This is a genomic window from Pantoea sp. MT58 (assembly GCF_014495885.1).
Lineage (GTDB): Bacteria > Pseudomonadota > Gammaproteobacteria > Enterobacterales > Enterobacteriaceae > Pantoea > Pantoea eucalypti.
Map to the genome: position 1 here is coordinate 3,561,661 of NZ_CP061083.1, position 22,815 is coordinate 3,584,475.

Annotated in this window: 17 protein-coding genes; 9 read left to right on the forward strand and 8 right to left on the reverse strand. The window is 57.6% G+C overall.

From position 1 onward, the window contains the following. Positions 1-18: 18 nt before the first annotated feature. Together IAI47_RS16820 and rraB are read right to left on the reverse strand one after the other, a co-directional pair. On the reverse strand, positions 19-780 hold the full coding sequence (locus IAI47_RS16820) for a tRNA-(ms[2]io[6]A)-hydroxylase (protein WP_008925450.1): 762 nt from the start codon (positions 778-780) through the stop codon (positions 19-21). Positions 781-836: 56 nt separating this feature from the next. Further along, complete coding sequence (rraB, locus tag IAI47_RS16825; RefSeq protein ID WP_003851004.1) at positions 837-1,259, reverse strand: ribonuclease E inhibitor RraB; 423 nt, start codon at positions 1,257-1,259, stop codon at positions 837-839. Between the two features lie 160 nt (positions 1,260-1,419). Between rraB and argF (IAI47_RS16830) the strand changes: the two genes are divergently transcribed. The 9 genes from argF (IAI47_RS16830) (at position 1,420) to ridA (ending at position 10,385) form a co-directional block, all read left to right on the forward strand. Beyond that, entirely contained in the window at positions 1,420-2,430 is a 1,011-nt protein-coding gene (gene argF / locus IAI47_RS16830; RefSeq protein WP_003851006.1) for an ornithine carbamoyltransferase, read from the forward strand. Positions 2,431-3,058: 628 nt separating this feature from the next. Continuing rightward, on the forward strand, positions 3,059-4,279 hold the full coding sequence (arcA, locus tag IAI47_RS16835) for an arginine deiminase (RefSeq protein ID WP_008925448.1): 1,221 nt from the start codon (positions 3,059-3,061) through the stop codon (positions 4,277-4,279). 14 nt (positions 4,280-4,293) lie between these two features. Next, positions 4,294-5,217, forward strand: a complete 924-nt coding sequence (arcC, locus tag IAI47_RS16840; protein WP_003851011.1) for a carbamate kinase — start codon at positions 4,294-4,296, stop codon at positions 5,215-5,217. Between the two features lie 12 nt (positions 5,218-5,229). Next, positions 5,230-6,234 carry an ornithine carbamoyltransferase gene (gene argF, locus IAI47_RS16845; protein ID WP_008925447.1) on the forward strand — a complete coding sequence of 335 codons (1,005 nt, stop codon included), beginning with the start codon at positions 5,230-5,232 and terminating at the stop codon, positions 6,232-6,234. A 63-nt stretch (positions 6,235-6,297) separates the two neighbouring features. Next, positions 6,298-7,704, forward strand: a complete 1,407-nt coding sequence (locus IAI47_RS16850; RefSeq protein ID WP_008925446.1) for a YfcC family protein — start codon at positions 6,298-6,300, stop codon at positions 7,702-7,704. A 73-nt stretch (positions 7,705-7,777) separates the two neighbouring features. After that, on the forward strand, positions 7,778-8,311 hold the full coding sequence (locus IAI47_RS16855; RefSeq protein WP_003851014.1) for an arginine repressor: 534 nt from the start codon (positions 7,778-7,780) through the stop codon (positions 8,309-8,311). A gap of 203 nt (positions 8,312-8,514) precedes the next feature. Continuing rightward, complete coding sequence (gene pyrB, locus IAI47_RS16860; protein ID WP_008925443.1) at positions 8,515-9,450, forward strand: aspartate carbamoyltransferase; 936 nt, start codon at positions 8,515-8,517, stop codon at positions 9,448-9,450. An 11-nt stretch (positions 9,451-9,461) separates the two neighbouring features. Continuing rightward, positions 9,462-9,926, forward strand: a complete 465-nt coding sequence (gene pyrI, locus IAI47_RS16865) for an aspartate carbamoyltransferase regulatory subunit (protein WP_008925442.1) — start codon at positions 9,462-9,464, stop codon at positions 9,924-9,926. Positions 9,927-9,998: 72 nt separating this feature from the next. After that, a complete protein-coding gene (gene ridA / locus IAI47_RS16870) occupies positions 9,999-10,385 on the forward strand; it encodes a 2-iminobutanoate/2-iminopropanoate deaminase (RefSeq protein WP_003851016.1) in 387 nt (128 codons plus the stop codon). Between the two features lie 49 nt (positions 10,386-10,434). Here ridA and lplT read toward each other — a convergent pair whose 3' ends face one another. The 6 genes from lplT to IAI47_RS16900 all read right to left on the reverse strand — a co-directional run bounded on the left by lplT (position 10,435) and on the right by IAI47_RS16900 (position 22,787). Beyond that, positions 10,435-11,625 carry a lysophospholipid transporter LplT gene (gene lplT, locus IAI47_RS16875; RefSeq protein WP_008925441.1) on the reverse strand — a complete coding sequence of 397 codons (1,191 nt, stop codon included), beginning with the start codon at positions 11,623-11,625 and terminating at the stop codon, positions 10,435-10,437. Then, entirely contained in the window at positions 11,622-13,772 is a 2,151-nt protein-coding gene (gene aas / locus IAI47_RS16880; protein WP_008925440.1) for a bifunctional acyl-ACP--phospholipid O-acyltransferase/long-chain-fatty-acid--ACP ligase, read from the reverse strand. The genes lplT and aas overlap by 4 nt, the downstream gene beginning before the upstream one ends. Before the next feature lie 89 nt (positions 13,773-13,861). After that, positions 13,862-15,247, reverse strand: a complete 1,386-nt coding sequence (locus IAI47_RS16885; protein ID WP_187961157.1) for an efflux transporter outer membrane subunit — start codon at positions 15,245-15,247, stop codon at positions 13,862-13,864. A 3-nt stretch (positions 15,248-15,250) separates the two neighbouring features. Next, positions 15,251-18,352 (reverse strand): efflux RND transporter permease subunit, encoded by a 3,102-nt coding sequence (locus tag IAI47_RS16890; RefSeq protein ID WP_008925438.1) that lies wholly within the window; start codon positions 18,350-18,352, stop codon positions 15,251-15,253. Then, positions 18,349-21,582, reverse strand: coding sequence for an efflux RND transporter permease subunit (locus tag IAI47_RS16895; protein WP_008925437.1), 3,234 nt, complete (start codon positions 21,580-21,582; stop codon positions 18,349-18,351). Before IAI47_RS16895 ends, IAI47_RS16890 begins: the two co-directional genes overlap by 4 nt. Continuing rightward, entirely contained in the window at positions 21,579-22,787 is a 1,209-nt protein-coding gene (locus tag IAI47_RS16900) for an MdtA/MuxA family multidrug efflux RND transporter periplasmic adaptor subunit (RefSeq protein ID WP_008925436.1), read from the reverse strand. Before IAI47_RS16900 ends, IAI47_RS16895 begins: the two co-directional genes overlap by 4 nt. Between the last annotated feature and the right edge of the window lie 28 nt (positions 22,788-22,815).

The following is a 22,815-nucleotide window of genomic DNA, read 5'->3' on the forward strand; positions in this document are numbered from 1 at the left end:
CCCGTGACTATAATTGGTTCAGAGCGCCGGAACGCCGCTGTGAAAGCGTAATTCGGTGTCAGGTTCGCTGATTAACCGCCCTTCTGTTATCCCAATCGCCTGCACGCGTGGCGTAATGTCTTTAGTGGCAATCTGCGCCGCCAGCGTTAAATAATCCTGATAGTGCCGCGCCTCTGAGCGCAGCAGCGACAGATAGAACTTTGCCAGTTCGTCATCAAGATAGGGTGCCAGACTGGCGAAGCGCTCGCAGGAGCGCGCCTCAATGTAAGCGCCACAAATCAGCTTATCCACCAGGGTTTCCGGCTCATGCGTCGTCACTTCACGCAGCAGCGATTTGGCGTAGCGGCTGGAGGTGATCTTCTGATAAACCAGCCCGCGCGACTGCATAATTTCCCACACCTGATAGAAGTGATGCAGCTCCTCTTTAATCAGCAACACCATCTTCTCCACCAGCTCATCCGCCCAGGGCAGCGCATTGCGCACAATGATGCGTTTCGTCAGGTTTTTATGGGCATTGATAAAGTCGCTGTCGCCATCTTCGCGGAAGATAAAATCTTCATAGGGCTTCAGCCACGCCAGAATAGCGTCGCCGCTGGGTTTGTCGGCGACATATTTGCGGATCAACCACACCGCAGTCTGCGCGGCTTTCAGTTCGCACACCAGATGGTCGGTTAACAGCAGAGTCAGATTTTCTGGTTTGCGCGCCTCATCAATCCAGGCCTGTGGCGTGCGACAGTGCAGAAACTGATAGATCGGTTCAAGTAACGGTGCGTAGTTCATGATGTCAAAACAGGTGTGGCAGAGGTGACAGGCGGAGAACTCTCCGCCCCAGCTACTTAGTGGCGAATACCATTATCATCTTCATCTTCGATGGCGTCGTCATCTTCGTCTTCATCTTCGGCATCGGGATCTTCGAAATAGGTGCCCCAGCCGTCATAATCGACGTTGTACTTGCCAATCAGGTTCACCAGCTGTTCAACCTGCGCATCAATCAGCTCCGGCTTCAGTGCAGATTCGCTGATAATATCGACACACATCACCGTGGTGCCATCTTCCAGCTCCAGCTCTTCCGGCTCGGTCACTTCATAACCCAGCTTGAAGGCGTCAACCGCGGCTTTTTCCAGTGAATCAAAATTATTGCATGAGAGATGATGCTCGATGGTATAGAGCGCATCAGGATCGCTGCCATCCTCCAGCAGCTCTTCAATAACCTGCCGCGTCTCTTCCTGCTGCTCTTCCAGTAATGCTTCATATGCCATGACAATGTCCTCTCTGAGTTCGGCAATAATCAATTATTTTCCCACACTGCCTGTCGCGCCACTACACAAAACGAAAAGTTTATTCAGCTCACACTTGAAAATGAATATTCATACGGTTAAATTGAATTTTAATTCATTTTAATGCTTACCGGAGTGTTGTATGAGTCAGCTGTATCAGCGCCATTTCCTCAGACTTCTGGATTTTACCCCCGCCGAAATTGATCATCTGCTGTCCCTTTCCGCTGAATTAAAACAGGCGAAAAAAAGCGCCAGCGAAGTGCAGTATCTGAAAGGTAAAAACATCGCGCTCATCTTCGAAAAAGACTCGACCCGTACACGATGCTCTTTCGAAGTTGCCGCTTACGATCAGGGTGCAAACGTCACTTATCTGGGCCCGAGCGGCAGTCAGATCGGCCATAAAGAGTCGATGCGCGACACTGCAAGGGTGCTGGGACGCATGTACGATGGTATTCAGTATCGCGGCTACGGTCAGGCGCTGGTGGAGACGCTGGCGGAACATGCGGGCGTGCCGGTGTGGAACGGTCTGACTACCGAGTTTCACCCGACCCAGTTGCTGGCTGACCTGCTGACCATGCAGGAGCACCTGCCGGGCAAAAAGCTCAGTGAGATGACGCTGGTTTATGTGGGCGATGCGCGCAACAACATGGGTAACACTATGCTGGAAGCGGCGGCACAGGTGGGTCTGGATCTGCGTCTGGTGGCACCGAAAAGCTGCTGGCCAGAGGACGAACTGGTGGCGCAGTGCCGTCACGCCGCGCAGCAGACCGGGGGTAAAATCACCCTTACCGAACATATTGCCGACGGTGTGAAAGGCGCTGACTTTATCTACACCGACGTCTGGGTGTCGATGGGCGAAGCCAAAGAAGTCTGGGCCGAGCGTATCGCCCTGCTGCGTGACTATCAGGTTAACCGCGCGATGCTCGATCTGACCGGCAATCCGCAGGTTAAATTCCTGCACTGCCTGCCCGCTTTCCACGATGATCAGACCACGCTGGGTCAGCAGATGGCAGAGCAGTACGATCTGCCCAACGGCATGGAAGTGAGCAACGAGGTGTTTGAGTCGCCGCACAGCATTGTGTTCGACCAGGCCGAGAACCGGATGCACACCATTAAAGCGGTGATGGTGGCCACGCTCTCGGACCAACATTAACGGCAGAACTGTGGGTCAGCCTGGCTGGCCCACAGTAACCTCCCAGTTTCTGATCCGATATAATTATCTCCGCCCCCCCACTTCTGCTGAATTCATTTCAAAATAATTATTCATCACCTGAACATATTCCCGACTTACCCGCTTCGGTTTTATTTTTAACTCTTTGAACCACGACTTAAAAAAATTAAAACCACGAGAGGGTCACAGGAATAGATTTCTGTTTACCCATAACGCGATTGAATATCTATTGTACTTTCATCATTTAATTAAAAATATTTACTCAGTCATAAAATATAAAAATTCAAATCAAGAATAAATCCTATTAAATTCATATGCATAAGATAAATAAAAAAGGCAAAAACGGCTCTAAAAAGGGAATGCACCTTAAAATAAGTCATCAACAACCCTTAAATATTCACTCACGCATAAAACTTAAATCTGTTATTGATGACGTTTATCAACTTCATTGAGATTCCTTCACCCTACTGTTTGTAACGTGATAAAAATCACGTTCAGCATTTCATCAACGCTTATTATCCCCCCGAAACTTAATCGCTAAGCGGGTCAAACAAGGTGAAAAGAAATATTCACCCGGGCCCACTATTGCTTAAAACGTAGGGAACTGAAGATGAACAGACATTATGTCGGATCTGAGATTGGGCAGCTGCGATCCGTGATGCTGCACCGCCCCAATTTAAGCCTGAAAAGATTAACACCTTCCAACTGTCAGTCGCTGCTGTTTGACGACGTGCTTTCGGTAGAGAAAGCCGGAGAAGAACACGACGTGTTCTCTAAAACACTGCGTCAGCAGGGTGTTGAAGTACTGCTTTTTACCGATCTGCTGGCTGAAACGCTCGGCATTCCCCAGGCGAAAGCCTGGCTGCTGGATAATCAGGTTTCAGATTATAACCTCGGCCCCTCTTTCGCTGCCGATATCCGCGGCTGGTTGGCAGATGTCGACCATCGCCAGCTAGCGCGCTACCTCTCTGGCGGCCTGACCTACGGTGAAATTCCAGCGGCTTTCAGCAATATGGCCATCGATCTGCATTCGCCGGATGATTTCATCATGGCGCCTCTCCCCAACCATCTTTTTACCCGCGACACCTCTTGCTGGATCTACAACGGCGTCTCAATCAATCCGATGGCGAAAACCGCCCGCCAGCGGGAAACCAATAACCTGCGGGCGATTTATCGCTGGCACCCCGCATTTTCCCACGGCGACTTTATTAAATATTTCGGCGATGAAACCACCAATTATGAGCATGCCACACTGGAAGGCGGCGACGTGCTGGTTCTGGGCAATGGCACGGTAATGATTGGCATGTCGGAACGCACTACCTCCTGCGGCATCGAGTTCCTCGCCTGTTCGCTCTTTCAGCATAAACAGGCCAGCAGGGTGATTGCCATCGAGCTGCCAAAACACCGCGCCTGTATGCATCTCGATACCGTGATGACCCAGCTCGACCATAGTATTTTCTCCGTCTACCCGGAGGTCATCGATCAGCAAACCCGCTGCTGGACCCTGACCAGCAACGGACGCGGTGGCCTGAACCGCAAAGAAGAGAGCAGTTTTATGCAGGCTATTGAGCAGGCACTCCATCTCGACCAGCTGTGCCTGATCACCACCGGAGGCGACCGCTTTGAAGCCGAACGCGAGCAGTGGAACGATGCCAACAACGTGCTGACTGTGCGTCCTGGCGTGGTAATTGGCTACGAGCGTAATACCTATACCAATGAAAAATATGACAAAGCAGGCATCACGGTGCTGCCGATTCCCGGCAACGAGCTGGGCAGAGGTCGCGGCGGCGCACGCTGTATGAGTTGTCCGCTGGAACGTGACGACCTTTGAACAGGGAGAGAGCAATGAAAAAACCTTTACTGGTAGTCGCGCTGGGCGGCAATGCCCTGCTGAAGCGGGGCGAGCCGTTGGAAGCCGATGTTCAGCGCAGAAATATCGAACAGGCGGCAGAAGCCATTGCCGCCCTCACCGCTGAATGGCGGGTGATTCTGGTACACGGCAACGGGCCACAGGTGGGCTTACTGGCTCTGCAGAACAGTGCCTGCGATGCGGCAGCCCCCTATCCACTGGATATTCTTGTGGCCGAGACCCAGGGAATGATCGGCTATCTGCTGCAGCAGGCGCTGCAAAACCATCTGCCGGATGTCCAAATCAGTATGCTGCTTACCCAGGTCGAAATCGCTGTCAGCGATCCCGCCTTCCTCAACCCAACCAAATATATCGGCCCGGTTTATTCCCCTCAGCAGGCCAGGCAACTGGCGAAAGAACAGGGCTGGACGATGAAAGCCGATGGCGAGTACGTCCGCCGGGTGGTGCCTTCTCCCCTGCCAGTTCACATCGTAGAGCACGAAGCGATCCTCGCGCTGACGGAGTTGGGACATCTGGTGATCTGCAATGGCGGCGGCGGCATTCCGGTGATCCGGAACCAGCAAGGCCAGCGCCACGGAGCCGAAGCCGTTATTGATAAAGATCTCTCAAGCGCACTGCTGGCGACCCAACTTTCCGCCGATGCTCTGCTGATCCTCACCGATGCGGATGCCGTGTACCTCAACTGGGGAAAAGCTGACTGCCGCGCATTGCATCACGTGACGCCTGCCGACTTGCTGGGTATTCCGTTTGATGCCGGATCGATGGGTCCGAAAATCGCCGCCGCCTGTGAGTTTGTGACACAACGCGCAGGGATAGCCGGGATTGGCTCTCTCGCCGATGCCACAGAGATTCTCCGGGGCCATAAAGGCACCCTTATTGCCACCCATTCAACAAAATAAAAGGAAAAAATCATGCCTGTTTCATTACATAACCGCCATTTTCTCAAGCTGCTTGATTTCAGCCGCACAGAGATTCAGTTCCTGATTGATCTTTCCTTCTCGCTTAAAAAAGCCAAATACAGCGGCCACGAGGAGCAGAAGCTGATTGGGAAAAATATCGCGCTGATTTTTGAGAAGACTTCCACCCGTACTCGTTGCGCATTCGAGGTGGCGGCCTTCGATCAGGGCGCTAAGGTGACCTATCTCGGCCCCAGCGGCTCGCAGATTGGCCATAAAGAGTCGATGAAAGATACCGCCCGTGTGCTGGGCAGGATGTATGACGGTATTGAGTACCGCGGCTTTGGGCAGCAAATCGTCGAGGAGCTAGCCGCCTTTGCCGGCGTGCCGGTCTGGAACGGCCTGACCAACGAATTTCACCCCACGCAAATCCTGGCCGATCTGATGACCATGCTGGAACACGCGCCGGGCAAACAGCTGCATCAAATCGCCTTTGCCTATCTCGGCGACGCCCGCAACAATATGGGAAATTCCCTGATGGTGGGGGCTGCGAAGATGGGGATGGATATTCGCCTGGTAGCCCCACGGTCCTTCTGGCCGGAGGAAGAGCTGGTTGCGCAATGTCGCGAGCTGGCGAAGGAGAGCGGCGCAAGGATCGTACTGACTGAGGATGTGGCAGAAGGCGTGGCAGGTGTGGATTTCCTCTACACCGATGTGTGGGTCTCAATGGGAGAGAGCAAGGACGCCTGGGCCGAGCGAGTGGCGCTGATGACCCCTTATCAGGTGAATGCTGCCGTACTGAAGGCCACGCAAAGCCCGCAGGTGAAATTTATGCACTGCCTGCCTGCTTTCCACAATGAGCAGACGCAAACAGGTCGCGAAATCGAAATGGCTTACGGGCTGAAGGGGCTGGAGGTCACCGATGACGTGTTCGAATCCTCTCATTCGATTGTTTTTGACCAAGCGGAAAATCGTATGCACACCATCAAATCGGTGATGGTGGCGACTCTGGGCAGTTAACTCCCTCAGCCGCCGCCGTACCTGGTGCGGGGGCGGCTGGCTGACGACAAAGGATAAGACGTTATGCATAAATTCAGCTTTCCTTCGGCCTATACCATTTTGCTGGTGCTGATTGCCCTGGTGGCTGGCCTGACCTGGGTTATTCCTGCCGGGCAATACCGGATGGAGATGAACCCGGCCCTGAATAAAGAGGTGCCCATTGCCGGAACCTGGCAGCCAACGGCCCCGCAACCACAGGGGCTGGTGGCAATAGTACTGGCCCCAGGCGACGGTTTTTATAATCACAAGACCGACCAGGCCGGGGCGATTGATGTCGCGCTATTTATTCTGGTGATTGGCGGGTTTCTTGGCGTGGTGACCAAAACCGGGGCAATTGATGCCGGTATTGAGCGGGTGACGCAGCGCCTGCGGGGCAAAGAAGAGTGGATGATCCCGATACTGATGGCGCTGTTTGCCGCAGGCGGCACCATTTATGGCATGGCCGAAGAGTCGCTACCTTTCTATTCTCTGCTAGTGCCGGTGATGCTTACCGCCCGTTTCGACTCGGTGGTTGCCGCTGCTGTAGTAATGCTGGGAGCCGGAATCGGCACCCTGGGATCGACGATCAATCCCTTTGCTACCGTAATAGCCTCCAATGCTGCGGGGATCCCATTTACCGCCGGGATCGGGCTGCGTCTGATCATTCTGTTGCTCGGCTGGCTGATCTGCGTCGCCTGGGTGATGCGCTATGCGATCGGTATCCGTAAAGATCCGGCCAGGTCGATTGTGGCAGATCTGCAGGAAGAACACCGATCGTTTTTCCTGCGTAATCAACCCAGCGGCAACATGCTGGCCTTCACGCCGGTGCGTAAAGTGATCCTGCTGCTGTTTGCTTTAGCCTTTGCCATCATGATTTATGGCGTCTCCGTGCAGGGGTGGTGGATGGCGCAAATCTCCGGCGTGTTTCTGGTGGCTGCGATTATGATTGGACTGATTGCCCGGATGAGCGAGAAAGAGCTGACCACCACCTTTATCGACGGTGCGCGAGATCTGTTGGGGGTGGCACTGATTATTGGTATCGCCCGCGGCATCGTGGTGGTCATGGATAACGGGATGATTACCCATACCGTTCTGCATGCTGCTGAAGAGATCGTCACCGGCCTCTCATCCGTCGCTTTTATCAGCGTGATGTTCCTCCTCGAGGTGATCTTATCATTTCTGGTACCTTCCTCTTCCGGGTTGGCAGTGTTAACCATGCCGATCCTCGCCCCGCTGGCCGATTTCGCCAGTATCAACCGGGATCTGGTCGTGACGGCCTATCAGTCAGCTTCCGGGTTGGTTAATCTGATCACCCCCACTTCCGCCGTGGTGATGGGCGGCCTGGCGATTGCTCGCGTACCCTACGTGCGCTGGGTGAAATGGATCGCCCCGCTGCTGCTGATCCTCTTCGTGCTGCTGATGGCGGTAATTGGCCTCGGGGCAGCATTATAACCTCATAATTAATAAAAACTTTATTGATTCACTACGGCCTTATTCCCCACCCACCACAGCGTAAAATAATGCGATGGTAAAAAAATCCAGGGCAACATTAGAGAGAGAACAGCAGCAGCTGGCACTTTGCCGCCAGCTTATCGCCAACCACAGTTTTCACAGTCAGCAGGAGATCAGGCTGGCCTTCCAGCAGCGTGGCTGGCCTGATATCAGTCAGTCAACGATCTCAAAGCTGATAACCTTGCTGGACGTGATTAAAATAGCCAATGCCAGAGGAGAGAGAATCTACGCTTTAAACCCGTTAACGCAGGCGAAACCCGATGCAATCAGCCCGCTTTGCGCGATGGTGATCGACGCTGATTTTAACGATAATTTTGTTATAGTTCATGTGGTTGCAGGATATGCCCGTGCGATAGCCCGGGTGATTGAACACGGCGAACTGCCGGGGATACTGGGTATTGTTGCCACCAACAACAGTATCTGGATTGCCCCACGTAACACGCAGCAAACCCGTCAGTTGCATCGCCGGATCCTCAGACTGTTAAATCCCCCTGCAGATGAGGAAACGTGGTCCGATATGTCAACAAGAAGCGGGATCACGTCTTGAAGTCACTGCGGAACCGCGTATACTTTGCGGCGATTTGCCGGGAGGAAGTATGTTGTTAAACACCGCTGACATTGTCGCCCAGACGCGCCTCACCGCAGGCGGGCAGTGTCGTTTTTCCTTACCTGGCGTCACCGATCTTAAAAAAAGCCCCTCATTGAGGGGTTTTTTTTTGTCCGCAATCCGGCCGCGCAGAGGAGAGAGCTATGCCTAACCCGCTATATCGCAAGCACATCATTTCAATCAACGACCTCAGTCGTGAAGAGCTGGAACTGGCACTGGACACCGCCGCCAGGCTGAAAGCCCATCCGCAGCCGGAACTGCTGAAGCACAAGGTTATTGCCAGTTGCTTCTTTGAAGCCTCGACCCGTACCCGCCTGTCGTTTGAGACCGCGATTCATCGCCTTGGCGCATCAGCGGTAGGCTTTGCTGACGGCAGTAATACCTCGCTGGGCAAGAAAGGCGAAACCCTGGCCGATACCATTTCCGTGATCAGCACCTACGTTGATGCGATTGTGATGCGTCATCCGCAGGAAGGCGCGGCGCGGCTGGCAACGGAGTTCTCTGGCGGCATTCCGATTCTCAACGCCGGTGACGGCGCGAACCAGCATCCGACCCAGACCCTGCTCGATCTCTTCACCATTCAGGAGACCCAGGGCCGTCTTGGTCAGCTGAATGTGGCGATGGTCGGTGACCTGAAATATGGCCGCACGGTGCACTCTCTGACGCAGGCGCTGGCGAAGTTTGATGGTAACCGCTTCTTCTTTATCGCGCCCGATGCGCTGGCAATGCCGGCTTATATCACTGACATGCTGGATGAGAAGAATATCGCCTGGTCACGTCACGACAGCTTTGAAGAAGTGATGCCGCAGCTTGATATTCTTTACATGACGCGGGTGCAGAAAGAGCGGCTCGATCCGTCAGAATATGCCAACGTAAAAGCGCAGTTTATTCTGCGCGCCACCGATCTCACGACGGCACGTGACAACATGAAAGTGCTGCATCCGCTGCCGCGCATCGATGAGATCACCACCGATGTCGACAAAACCCCTTACGCCTGGTATTTCCAGCAGGCGGGTAACGGCATCTATGCGCGCCAGGCTCTGCTGGCTCTGGTTTTAAACAGCGAACTCGCCCTGTAAGGAGATTTCCCATGACGCAAGACAACAAATTGCAGGTCGAAGCAATCAAACGCGGCACGGTCATCGACCACATTCCGGCGCAGATTGGCTTTAAACTGCTCTCCCTGTTCCGGCTGACCGAAACCGATCAGCGCATTACCATCGGTCTGAATCTGCCGTCGGGTGAGATGGGCCGCAAAGACCTGATTAAGATTGAAAATACGTTTCTCACTGACGATCAGGTCAATCAGCTGGCGGTCTATGCACCCCATGCCACGGTTAACCGCATCGACGATTATGAAGTGGTGGCGAAGATCGCCCCGACGCTGCCGGATCATGTTGAACGGGTGCTGACCTGCCCCAACAGCAACTGTATCAGCCGCAGCGAGCCGGTCTTCTCCAGCTTTACCGTGAAGCAGCGCGCCGACGATGTGCATCTGAAGTGCAAATATTGCGAGAAAGAGTTCGCCCGCCATGTGGTGCTCGGTCACTGGTAATCGCCCTGCCCGACCTTATAATGGGCAACACTGGCGGCATCGCCGCCTGACGACGTAATCAAAGGAGCCATGATGTCACGTGAAATCAGTACTGAAAAAGCCCCTGCCGCTATCGGTCCCTATGTTCAGGGTGTCGATCTGGGCAGCATGATCATGACCTCCGGTCAGATTCCGGTTGATCCGGCGACCGGCCAGGTGGCAGATGACATTGCCGCACAGGCGCGTCAGTCACTGGAAAATGTGAAGGCGATTGTTGAAGCTGCGGGTCTGAAGGTTGGCGACATCGTGAAGACCACGGTGTTCGTAAAGGACCTGAATGATTTCGCCACGGTCAACGCGACCTATGAAGCGTTTTTCACCGAGCATGAAGCTCACTTCCCGGCGCGTTCCTGTGTCGAAGTGGCGCGTCTGCCAAAAGATGTGAAAATCGAAATCGAAGCGATTGCGATTCGTCGCTAAAGCGTAAGCCGCCGCTCTCCGGGGATACAGGAGAGCGGCGGTGAATCACTTAACGCTTAGCAGGTCGCCACAGCCACAACACGGCGATCGCCAGCGCAAACAGCACGCCAAAGCCGACGCCCGTCGCTACCGCAGGCGCGCCCGCCTTAATCGCCAGTGTATAGAGCCCCAGCATAATCAGCATGGCGCTGTTCTCACCCAGGTTCTGTACCGCAATGGCGTTGCCTGAACCGACACTCTCTTTGCCCCGCGCCTGTAACAGCGCATTCAGCGGCACCACAAAGAAACCGCCCAGTGCACCAATCAGCATCAGCACTAAATAAGCATTCAGCAGAGAGTGCTGCAGCGCAAAGACCACCACCATGACACCAATCAGCACACCAGCCGGCATACAGCGACGCACGGTCTCCAGCGTCACCAGCTTCGCCGCCGCCGCTGCGCCAATCACAATGCCAATTGCCACCATGGCATTCAGCGTGGTTGGCGTGGTGTTGTCATTGATCCCCAGCGCCACCGGCACCCAGAGCACCAGCAGGAAACGCAGCGTAACGCCTGCGCCCCAGAACAGACTGGTGCCGAGCAGCGAGAAGCGGGTTTCTGCATCACGCCATAGCAGCGCGGCAGCACTGAAAAAGCTGCGTACCATCACGCCGAACTGCCAGCTCTGACCAGGCCGCGCCGCCTGCAGTTTCGGGATAAACAGGTTCGCGACCACAGCGATGCCGTAGGTCAGCGCACAGATGCCCAGCGCCGCCAGAATATGCCAGTCAGCCAGCATGCCGCCCGCCACCGAACCCAGCAGAATGGCGGCGATGGTCGATGCCTCCATCAGCCCGTTGGCTTTCACCAGCTTCTCGCCGTGGGTGATCTCACCGAGGATGCCATATTTGGCCGGCGAGTAAGCCGCTGCGCCCGCGCCTACCAGGGTATAGCCGATGAAAGGATTGAAGCCGAAGCAGATCACCAGCGCGCCCAGCAGCTTCAGGCTATTAGCGAGCATCATCACCCGCCCTTTCGCCATGCTGTCCGCCACCTGACCGACAAACGGCGCCAGCAGAATATAGGCCGCGACAAACAGCATCTGTAAGACCGGCTGGCTCCAGTCGGGATAGAACTGACTTTTCAGTACCGCCAGCGTGGCAAACAGTAGCGCGTTATCGCCAAACGCCGAAAAGAACTGGGCGATAATCACGGCAATCATGCTGCGCGACATCAGCGGCGCATTACGATCAAGGCTCATGCCTGCTCCTCTTCCGCCATTTTTTTCAGCGTGACGTAATCGGGTTTACCACTGCCCAGCTGCGGCAACTGCTTCATGACGCGGATATCACGCGGCAGTGCCAGCTCTGGCGCACCCAGCTCGCGGGCTGCTTTCTGCAGCCTGTCGCGCACCAGTTCAGCGTCCGTGGTGAACAGCACCAGTGCCTCGCCGCGCTGTCCATCCGGACGCAGCGACGCCGCATGTTGTTTCTCCGGCGACGCCTTCAGCGCGATCTGCTCGACGATCTCCAGCGACACCATCTCACCCGCGATCTTCGCAAAGCGTTTGGCACGTCCCTGAATCTGGCAGAAACCGCCTTCATCGAAGCTGACGATATCACCGGTGTCATACCAGCCCGCTTCCAGATTACCTTCGCCATCGTCGGCGGCCGGGGCTTCCAGCACGCCAGGATTTTCGACCCGCAGATAGCCCTTCATCACGTTTGGTCCACGCAGTTGCAGGCGTCCGCCCTGCTCAATGCCCGGCACTGACATCAGGCGTGAATCCATGCCCGGCAGAATGCGTCCCACAGTGTGTGTCTTCGCTGCCATCGGCACATTAATCGCCACAACCGGCGCGCACTCGGTGACGCCGTAGCCTTCGAGAATGCGAATGCCATACTTCTCGATATAGAGCTGACGGGTGTTCTCCTGCAGCTTCTCCGCACCCGCAACGACATAGCGCAGACGGGCAAAATCATAGGGCGCGGCAAAGCGCGCGTAGTTACCCAGGAAGGTTGAGGTGCCGAACAGCACGGTGCAGTTACGGTCATAAACCAGCTCCGGCACGATGCGATAGTGCAGAGGGCTGGGATAGAGAAAGACCTGAGCACCGGTCATCAGCGGCGTAAACAGCCCGACGGTCAGACCAAACGCATGGAACAGCGGCAGCGCCGACATAAAGCGGTCGCGCGGCGTGAAGTCGGCGATGGTGCGGATCTGCTCGACGTTCGCCAGCAGACTTTTATGGGAATGCACCACGCCTTTAGGGTTGCCTTCAGAGCCGGAGGTAAACAGCACCATCGCGGCATCTTCCGGCTGTTGAGGTAACTGGGCGCGATGCGGCATCAGCAGATGGGCAAGGATCCACAGCTTGTCTTTGCCCGTGACGGTATCTTTCAGATCTTCCAGGTAGATCCACTGCACATCGTCCAGCCCCTGCGGCAGATGCCACAGATTGCCTTTGTCCAGGAACTGCCGCGACGTGAAGACGGTTTTAATCTGCGCCGCGGTCAGTGCTGCACGCATGCCGTTAACGCCCGCGCTATAGTTGAGCATGGCCGGAACGCGCCCGCGCAGTGTGGCACCGAAAATCGCCGCCGCCGTCACGGTGGTATTAGGCAGCAGGAGCCCCACCACTTCACGCGGCTGGCTGTAACGCTCCAGAATACGGCCTACGCCCAGCGACTTCTTCAGCAGGCCGTTATAGCTGTCGGGTTTGAAATTCACATCTTCGATGCAGCGCTTAAACGCGCCGTAACGCGTCCGCGCCGCCAGAAACGCCTCAAACAGGGTTTCACGCGGACGCACTGCCATGCGCGCTTCCATCATCACATGATGCAGATGCTCACCGGCCAGCACGCGGCGATCGCGCGCCCGTTTCGCCTCTGGCATCGGAATGCGGGTGGCGGGCAGAACGGTGAGAGTGATGCGCGGGAACAGGCGACGTTTAAACACGCCCGCCAGACGACCAAACGGCGTGTATTCAGCGCCTTCAATGCGCATTGGCACGACGTTAGCGCCGGAACGCGCCGCGACAAAGCCTGCCCCGCTGTAGATTTTCATCAGCGAGCCGGTAACAGTAATTCGTCCTTCCGGGAAGATGACCACCGGACGGCCCGTATCAATCAGCCGAACCAGCTGCTTCAGCGCCATGGGCCGGGTGGGATCCAGCGGCACAAAGTCGATAAAGGGTTTAACCAGACGCATAAACCAGCTTTCGCTGATGGTCGAGTAGACGGCAAACACCGGTTTAACAGGCAAAAATAGCGCCAGCAACATGCCGTCCAGAAACGACATATGGTTCGGTGTGATCAATACCTTCTGCTTATGCAGTTCGGCGACGTCGCCCCGCAGTTCGACCCGCCATAACAGGCGAAATATCAGGCGTAAAAATGTGAAAGCCATGCCAGCTCCTTAGCATCGTGAAAAATAGCCCTCACGATGCAGGATTTGACTCGGTTCGACAACCGAATTATCGGCAATCTGATACTGCTTCAGGGGGCCTGCCAGCCACCGCCCAGCGCGGCAATCAGCGCGACGCTGCTGACCCACTGCGTGGTCGCAAGCGTCAGCAAACTCTGCTGTGCGCTCAGGCTGCTGTTCTCAGTGGTCGCCACATCCAGGTAGTCAATCATGCCCGCCTCATACTGCAGGCGTGTCACCCGCGCCGAAGTCTGGGCCGCGTCGGTGGCGCGCTGCTGCGCGGCGATTTCGCCCTGCAGCGTGTTCAGCTCCACCAGCTTATCTTCCACCTCCTGCATCGCGGTCAGCACCGTCTGACGATAGGTGGCTACGCTGGCATCCCAGCTTGCCCGCGCCTGATCGACCTTCGCCGAGGTCGCACCCGCATCGAGCAACGTACCGCTTAGCGCCGGTCCCAGTGACCAGACGCGGTTCGGCAGCGAGAAGAGCGAATGCAGCACGGAGGCGCTGACACCACCACTCGCGCTCAGAGTCAGGTCAGGATAGTAACCAGCTACCGCCACACCGATGGCGGCATTGGCGGCGGCCATATTACGTTCGGCGTACGCGATATCGGGACGGCGCTGTAACAGCTCGCCCGGCAGGGCTGCCGGAATCGCGGGTAATGTGGCCGTCAGTGGCGCAGCGGGCAGACTGAAGTCGGCCGGAGCTTTGCCGATCAGCAGTGCAATGGCGTGCTCCATCTGCGCACGCTGCCACTGATAATCCTGCGCCGAGGCGCTGGCGCTCTCCCGTTGCAGCTGCGCCTGGGCCAGCGTGGCACGCGACGCGGTGCCCGCCTGATACTGGCTGATAATCACGTTCAGATAGTGCTGATAAGCATCGACGCTCTGCTGATAGAGCGCGATTTTCTGATCCATGATGCGCAGCTGGAAATAGTCCTGCGCCAGCTCAGACTGGGCGCTCAGCGTGATGTTGGCCAGTTCTGCCGCGCTAGCCGAAGCACTGGCGCGGTTCTCCTCCAGCGTGCGCCGCAGTTTACCCCACAGATCCAGCTCCCAGCTGGCACTCAATTCCGCCTGATGGCTGCTGCTGGTGGTGCGAACGCTGCTGTTGGTGGCATGGCTGCCGCTGCGCGTTACGCTGCCGTCATAGTCCAGCGAGGGAAACAGCGCTGCACGTGACTCAGCCGCCAGAGCCTGCGCCTGCCGGTACTGCGCGGCATAGGTTGCTACGTTCTGATTCGACACGCTGACCTGGCTCAACAGCCCGCTCAGCGTGGCGTCATGGTAAACCGTCCACCACTCGCCTTTGCTTTGCGCATCCAGCGGTGTCGCCGGCTGCCAGCCTCGGGCCTCTTTATAGTGAACCGGCATCGCTACAGACGGGCGCTGATAGTCAGGACCCACGCTACAGCCGCACAGCAGCATCACAACAAACGGGATGAGAGGTTTCATGGATCAGGATTCCGCAGGGCGCAAACGACGCCATTGACGTTGAGTGGCACGGCCCAGACGATCGAGCCAAAGATAAACAACCGGCGTGGTGAACAGTGTCAGCAGCTGGCTAAGCGCCAGCCCACCTGCAATCGCTATCCCCAGCGGACTGCGCAGGTCGGCATCACCGCCGCTGCCCAGCGCCAGCGGCAAGGCGCCAAAAAAGGCGGCCAGTGTGGTCATCATGATTGGCCGGAAGCGCATCAGGCACGCCTGGGTGATCGCCTGCTGCGGCGACATGCCCAGCCGCCGCTCCGCATCAATGGCGAAATCAATCATCATGATGGCGTTCTTTTTCACGATGCCGATCAACAGGATGATGCCAATCAGCGCGATCACCGTGAGCTGCGTGTTGGTCAGCAGCAGCAGCAGCATCGCTCCGACGCCCGCTGACGGCAGCGTCGAGAGAATGGTCAGCGGATGGATATAGCTCTCATAGAGCACGCCGAGCACGATGTAGACCGCCGCCAGCGCCGCCAGAATCAGCCACGGCATGGTGGCGGTCAGCTGTGAAAAGGCCGCGGCGGTACCGGCAAAACCGGCATGAATGGTCGAGGGCAGGCCCAGCTTAGCCATCGCCTGTTTAATCAGTAACTGCGCCTGCTCCAGCGAAACGCCATCATTGAGGTTAAATGCCACCGTGCTGGTGGCAGACTGGCCCTGATGCGCTACCGACAGCGGCGCGTTGCCACCGCTGAAACGGACAAAGGCGGAGAGCGGCACGCGATCACCGCTGTCGTTAATCACATAGAGTTGCTGTAGCGTCGCCGGATTCGCGGTGTCGCTGTCCTGCAACGACATCACCACGTGATACTGATTCAGAGTGTGATAGAGCGTGGCGATCTGCCGCTGGCTGAAAGCATTATTCAGCAGTGTATCCAGCATTTTCACGTTGACGCCCAGTCGGGTGGCGCGGTCGCGGTCAATCGTCAGCTCCACCTCCTGACCGCCCGTCTGCGAGTCGGAATCTACGCTGTTAAGCTGGGGAATGGCTGCCAGCGCCGCCTGCACTTTCGGCGTCCAGACCCGCAGCAGCGCAAGATCGTCCGCCTGCAGGCTGTACTGATACGTCGCGTTAGCGCTACGTCCGCCAATGTGCAGATCCTGCGCCGCCATCAGGAACATCTGCGCCCCGGCGATATGGCTGGTTTTGCGCGTCAGTCGGTTAGCCACTTCAGTAGCCGTGGCATCGCGCTGGCTAAAATCCTTGAGCCGCACAAAGAAGTTGGCGCTGTTGCGGGAGCCAAACATCCCGCTGCCCATAGACGACATCACACTCTCGACCGCCGGATCTTTCTGAATGATCTTTGTAAACATCAGCATTTTCGGCTTCATCGCCTGGAATGAGATGTTCTGATCGGCACGCAGCGCGCCCATCAGCAGCCCGGTGTCCTGATTGGGGAAAAAGCCCTTTTGCACCACGGTAAAGAGAAAAACGTTCAGCAGCACGGTCAGCAGCAGGCTGAGCAGCGTCAGCTTCTGATGGCGCATCACCCAGGCCAGCCCGCGTCCGTAGGCAGCCAGCAGGCGGTTCAGCTGATTTTCAATAAACTGATAAAGCGGATGTGGTCGCTGGCTGACGGGCGGTTTGGGCTTTAGCAGGCGTGCGCAGAGCATCGGTGTCAGGCTGAGTGAGACGAACAGCGAGATCAGCAGCGACACGGTGAGCGTTACGGCGAATTCGCGGAACAGCCGTCCAACAATGCTGCCCATCAGCAGGATCGGGATAAACACCGCAATCAGCGACACGGTCATCGACAGCACGGTGAAGCTCACCTCCTGCGCCCCGCGCAGCGCCGCCCGCAGCGGACTCAGCCCACGCTCAATATGGCGAGTGATATTCTCCAGCACCACAATCGCATCATCCACCACGAAGCCAGTGGAGACGATCAGCGCCATCAGCGACAGGTTATCCAGGCTGTAACCCAGCAGGTACATCACCGCGCAGGTGCCGATCAGCGACACCGGCAGCGCCAGCGCCGGAATGATCACCGCCTGCAGATTGCGCAGGAAAATAAACACCACCGCAATCACCAGCAGCACCGCGATCAGCAGCGTCTCTTCGGTGTCATACAGTGAGGCGCGCACGCCGGGCGAACGGTCAACCACCACTTTCAGCTGGCTGTCAGCGGGCAGACTTTTTTCCAGCAGCGGCAATTGCGCTTTGATCGCGTCGATGGTTTCGAGCATGTTCGCGCCCGCCTGACGTTTAATGCCGATCATCACCGCAGGCGTGGCATTGAGGAATCCCGCCTGATAACGATCTTCCACCGAGTCATAGACCGTGGCGACGTCGCGCAGCCGCACCGCTTTGCCCTGCTGCCAGGTGATGATCAGATCGCGGTAGCTGGCGGCCTTTTCCAGCTGTCCGTTGCTGTCCACCAGCCACGACTGGTCACTGCTCTGCAAAATCCCCTTAGGCAGATTGGTGGTGCTGTTGGCGACAGCGGCGCGCACCGTCTCCAGCGAGATGCCGTAATGCGTCAGCTTCAGCGGCTGCAGATCGATGCGCACCGCGGGTAAAGCGCTGCCCATCAGCGAGACTTCGCCGACGCCCTGCACCTGCCCCATCACCTGTTCGATTTTGCTCTCTGCCAGGTCATAAAGCTCGCCGGGCGAGCGGGTGGCGGAGGTCAGCGCCAGCATGACAATTGGCGCATCTGACGGGTTGGCTTTGCGATAAGTTGGCAGCGAGGCCATCGCGCTCGGCAGCAGGCTGCGCGCCGCGTTGATCGCCGCCTGTACGTCGCGTGCCGCGCCATTGATATCGCGGTCCAGATCAAACTGCAGGATGACCGTGCTGGAGCCCTGCGAACTGCTGGAGGTCATCTCACTAATACCGGCAATCTGCCCCAGCGAACGCTCCAGCGGCGTCGCGACGGTGGCGGCCATCGTTTCCGGGCTGGCCCCCGCCAGGCTGGCGCTGACCATGATGGTCGGGAAATCGACCTGCGGCAGCGGTGCCACCGGCAGCAGCCGGTAGCCCAGCGCGCCGAGCAACAGTATCGCCAGCGTCAGCAACAGCGTCGCCACCGGACGAAAGATAAACAGCCGGGTCAGATTCATTGTCCACTCCGCGCCTGCTGCTGACGGCGTTTCACCCAGGCGTTGCCGCGCTGCGCCAGCCCATCAAACAGCAGGTAGATCACCGGCGTGGAAAAGAGCGTCAGCACCTGACTGACAATCAGCCCGCCGACAATCACCAGCCCCAGCGGCTGCCGCAGCTCTGCGCCCGAGCCGGAAGCCAGCATCAGCGGTAACGCGCCGAGCAACGCCGCCATGGTCGTCATCAGGATCGGGCGGAAGCGCAGCAGACAGGCCTGATGAATCGCGTCACGCGGGCTGAGATGCTGCTTATGTTCTGCCTCCAGCGCGAAGTCGATCATCATGATGGCGTTCTTTTTCACGATGCCGATGAGCAGGATGACCCCAATCAGCGCAATCAGGCTGAACTCCGTGCCTGCCAGCAACAGCGTCAGCAGCGCGCCCACCGCCGCCGACGGCAGCGTTGAGAGAATGGTGACCGGATGGATAAAGCTCTCGTAGAGGATGCCGAGTACCACATACATAGTGATCAGCGCCGCCAGAATCAGCCACAGCGTGTTGCCGGTGGCACTCTGGAACGCCGAGGTTTCGCCCTGGTAACGCAGCGTGGTGCTCTCTGGCAGGTGCAACTGCTGCCGCACGTCGGCGATCGCCCGCTGCCCATCCTCCAGCGAGTAGCCCGGATTAAGGTTGAAGGAGATCATCACCGCCGGAAACTGATTCAGCCGCATGTGCATCAGCGAGCCGGTGCGCTGATGAATAGTGGCGATAGCGGTAAGTTTCACCATGCCGCTGCTGGCCGTGTCGCTATCAGAAGCTGAGCTGGACGTCGACGTTGATGAAGACGTTGATATTGATGTTGATGTTGATGACGAAGAGGTGGATGAAGCCGTGCTGGTGGTTGATGACGAGCTGCTGCCGGAAGAGGGCTGCAGATAAACATCATCAAACGACGCCGGACCCTGCTGGTAAGCCGGAGCGACTTCCAGCACCACCCGATACTGATTCGACTGGGTGAAAATAGTCGAGACCAGACGCTGACCAAAAGCGTTATAGAGCGCGGTGTCCACGTCCGACGCAGTAATACCAAAGCGCGCCGCTTTATCGCGGTTCAGCTCAACGTATGAGACGCGCCCCTGATCCTGCAGGTTACTTACCACGCCATTAAATTCGGGCCGCTGCTGCAACGCTGCCACCATTTTTGACGACCCGCTGACCAGATTCTCACTGTCGGCGTCGTCCAGGGTGAACTGATACTGACTCGGCGAGACCTGGTCGTTGACGGTGAGATCCTGCGCCGGTTGCAGATAGAGCCGGATACCTGGCACATCGGCGGTCGCCTGTTGCAGTTGTTTAATCACCTCATCCGCTTTCACATCACGCGAGCCAAATGGCTTAAGGTTGATCTGTAACCGTCCGCTGTTGAGGCTGGTGTTGGTGCCGTCGATGCCAATCGTCGATGAGACGCTTTCCACCGCCGGGTTTTTCAGAATCAGAGCCGACAATGCCTGCTGCCGCATGGCCATCGCTTTAAATGAGACATCCTGTGAGCCGACAGTAATGCCCTGAATCAGCCCGGTATCCTGGGTCGGAAAGAAGCCCTTCGGCACCATCATATAGAGCAGCGCGGTCAGCCCGAAGGTCGCCAGCGCCACCAGCAGCGTCAGTTTCTGATGGTTAAGTACCACGGTCAGCAGCCGGTCATAGCCGCGCACCAGCGCATCGAAAAGTTCGCCGCCCTTGCGGGAAAAAGTTGACTGCTGTTCGGGCGGAATGTGGCGCAGCAGATACGCACACAGCATTGGCGTCAGAGTCAGCGACACCAGCATCGACACCAGAATCGCCACCGCCAGCGTGATCGCGAACTCCCGAAACAGTCGCCCGACCACATCACCCATAAACAGCAGCGGGATCAGTACGGCAATCAGTGAAAAGGTGAGCGAGATGATGGTGAAGCCAATCTGCTGTGAGCCCTTCAGCGCAGCCTCCATCGGCGACTCGCCCTGCTCCAGCCGCCGGGAAATGTTCTCGACCACCACGATGGCGTCATCAATAACAAAACCGGTGGCGATAGTCAGCGCCATCAGCGACAGGTTATTCAGGCTGAAGCCTGCCAGATACATCACACCAAAGGTGCCGATCAGCGACAGCGGCACCGCCACGCTGGGGATCAGCGTAGCGGCCACGTTGCGCAGGAACAGGAAGGTCACCATCACCACCAGCGCAATCGACAGCATCAGCTCAAACTGCACATCACTGATCGAGGCGCGGATGGTCTGAGTGCGGTCGGAGAGAATCGTCATCTTCACCCCGTCCGGCAGCGCCGCCTGCAGCGCGGGGAGCTGCGCCTTGATGTTGTCCACCACCTGAATTACGTTTGCGCCCGGCTGGCGCTGCACGCTAATCACAATCGCCGGCTGGTTGTTGGCCCACGCTGACTGGAAGCTGTTCTCCGGGCCCTGTTCAATATGGGCGATATCTTTCAGGCGCAGCGCCGCGCCATTTTCATAGGTGAGAATCAGGTTGCCGTACGCGTCGGCGGTGCGCAGCTGGTCGTTGGCATCGATGGTGACCGAATGATATTTCCCGTCAAAGCCGCCTTTGGAGCCATTAACGTTGCTGTTGCCAATCAGCGTATTCACCGCCTCCAGCGTCAGATGATGCGCCGCCAGCGCCTGAGGATTCATCTGCACCCGAATCGCGGGCTGATGTCCGCCCGCCAGCGTCACCATCCCGACACCGGAGATCTGCGACAGCTTTAGTGCTACCCGGGTATTGACCAGATCCTGCACCTCGGTCAGCGGCAGCGTGCTGGAGCTCGCCGCCAGCGTCACCACTGCACTGTCCGCCGGATTAACCTTTTTATAGGTCGGCGGATTGGGCAGATTGTCGGGCAGCAGGTTATTCGCCGCATTGATCGCCGCCTGCACCTCCTGCTCGGCGACATCCAGCGACAGATCGAGGCTGAACTTCAGGGTAATGATCGACGCGCCGCTGGCGCTGGTGGAGCTCATCTGGCTCAGCCCGGCCATCTGCCCTAACTGGCGCTCCAGCGGCGACGTGACCGACGACGCCATGACATCCGGGCTGGCGCCCGGATAGAGCGTGGTGACCTGAATGGTCGGATAGTCGACCTGAGGCAGCGCCGAGGTCGACAGAAATTTATAGGCAAAAATACCGGAGATCAGCACGCCGACCATCAGCAGAATGGTGGCGACCGGACGCAGGATAAACAGGCGAGACGGGTTCATTTCGACACGGCACCGGCAGCAGGTGTCTCATCGGCCAGCGTGACTTTGCTGCCGCTGGTGAGGCGATCGATCCCTTCTGTCACCAGCCGATCGCCTGGCGAAACGCCGCTGAGGATCGCCTGCTGATCGTCGCCGAACGTGGGGCCGGTGGTGACCGCTTTGCGCGTGACGGTGTGATCCTGATTGATCACAAAGACAAAGCTGCCGTCGCTGCTGAGCTGCAGCGCCTGCGCCGGGATCACCGTCGCGCCTTTCAGCACCCGGAGCTGCAGCCGCAGATTGACAAACTGGTTAGCAAACAGCGACTCATCCTGGTTGGCGAACACCGCCTTCAGCGCCACGGTGCCGGTGGCGGTGTCGATCTGGTTGCTGATGAACTTTACTTCGCCGCTGGCGAGCTGATGCTGGTTGTCCTGATCAAACAGCGTGGCGGGCAGGCTCTGGCCCTGATGCAGGACGCTGACCAGCGCCGGGATATCGCTTTGCGGCACGCTAAAGGTCACGGCGGCGGGCTGCATCTGGGTGATCGTCACCAGGCCCGTGCTGCTGGCGCTCTGAACCATGTTGCCGGGGTCGATCTGACGCAAACCGACGCGCCCGCTGATCGGGGCGGTGATGCGGGCATATTCAATGCTCAGCTTCGCACTGGCGATCTGCGCCTGATCGGCGGCGACCGCACCGCGATACTGCCCGACGGTGGCAATCTGGCTGTCCAGATCCTGACGCGCCAGCGCGTCCTGTGCCGCCAGTTTGCGGTAGCGCGCCAGCGTCAGTTCGGCGCTGTTCAGCAGCGCCTGATTTTCGCTGAGTTCGCCCTGATACTGGTTCAGCGTCGCCTGATAGCTGCGCGGATCGATCTGCGCCAGCAACTGCCCGGCACTGACCTTCTGCCCTTCGGTAAAGAAAACCTGCTCCAGCTGGCCGTCAACGCGGCTGGTCACCGTCACGCTGGCGTTGGGGATCACCGTGCCGAGCGCATTGAGCCACACCGGCACATCCGCCGTGCTGGCCATACCGCTGTGAACCAGCGTCGCCCCGCCGCCCATCATGCCATGCGCGCCATGCCTGCCCGGCGGCATCCCCTCACCCGGCCCATGACCCGCCGTCAGCAGACGCCAGATAACGCCCGCGACAATCGCAACCACCAGCAACAGGAGCAGCCATTTGAGCCCAAAAGTACGCCCGGGGCGAGAAAGGTGAGTCATCGTCAAACTCTTCAGGTAAGCAGAAAAA

Coding starts and splice junctions, on each gene's coding strand:
- lplT (WP_008925441.1), bottom strand. CDS start 11,625: ATGAGCCTTGATCGTAATGCGCCGCTGATGTCGCGCAGCATGATTGCC.
- arcC (WP_003851011.1), top strand. CDS start 4,294: ATGAAAAAACCTTTACTGGTAGTCGCGCTGGGCGGCAATGCCCTGCTG.
- rraB (WP_003851004.1), bottom strand. CDS start 1,259: ATGGCATATGAAGCATTACTGGAAGAGCAGCAGGAAGAGACGCGGCAG.
- IAI47_RS16850 (WP_008925446.1), top strand. CDS start 6,298: ATGCATAAATTCAGCTTTCCTTCGGCCTATACCATTTTGCTGGTGCTG.
- pyrI (WP_008925442.1), top strand. CDS start 9,462: ATGACGCAAGACAACAAATTGCAGGTCGAAGCAATCAAACGCGGCACG.
- IAI47_RS16820 (WP_008925450.1), bottom strand. CDS start 780: ATGAACTACGCACCGTTACTTGAACCGATCTATCAGTTTCTGCACTGT.
- argF (WP_003851006.1), top strand. CDS start 1,420: ATGAGTCAGCTGTATCAGCGCCATTTCCTCAGACTTCTGGATTTTACC.
- arcA (WP_008925448.1), top strand. CDS start 3,059: ATGAACAGACATTATGTCGGATCTGAGATTGGGCAGCTGCGATCCGTG.
- pyrB (WP_008925443.1), top strand. CDS start 8,515: ATGCCTAACCCGCTATATCGCAAGCACATCATTTCAATCAACGACCTC.
- IAI47_RS16890 (WP_008925438.1), bottom strand. CDS start 18,352: ATGAATCTGACCCGGCTGTTTATCTTTCGTCCGGTGGCGACGCTGTTG.
- aas (WP_008925440.1), bottom strand. CDS start 13,772: ATGGCTTTCACATTTTTACGCCTGATATTTCGCCTGTTATGGCGGGTC.
- IAI47_RS16885 (WP_187961157.1), bottom strand. CDS start 15,247: ATGAAACCTCTCATCCCGTTTGTTGTGATGCTGCTGTGCGGCTGTAGC.
- IAI47_RS16895 (WP_008925437.1), bottom strand. CDS start 21,582: ATGAACCCGTCTCGCCTGTTTATCCTGCGTCCGGTCGCCACCATTCTG.
- IAI47_RS16855 (WP_003851014.1), top strand. CDS start 7,778: ATGGTAAAAAAATCCAGGGCAACATTAGAGAGAGAACAGCAGCAGCTG.
- ridA (WP_003851016.1), top strand. CDS start 9,999: ATGTCACGTGAAATCAGTACTGAAAAAGCCCCTGCCGCTATCGGTCCC.
- argF (WP_008925447.1), top strand. CDS start 5,230: ATGCCTGTTTCATTACATAACCGCCATTTTCTCAAGCTGCTTGATTTC.
- IAI47_RS16900 (WP_008925436.1), bottom strand. CDS start 22,787: ATGACTCACCTTTCTCGCCCCGGGCGTACTTTTGGGCTCAAATGGCTG.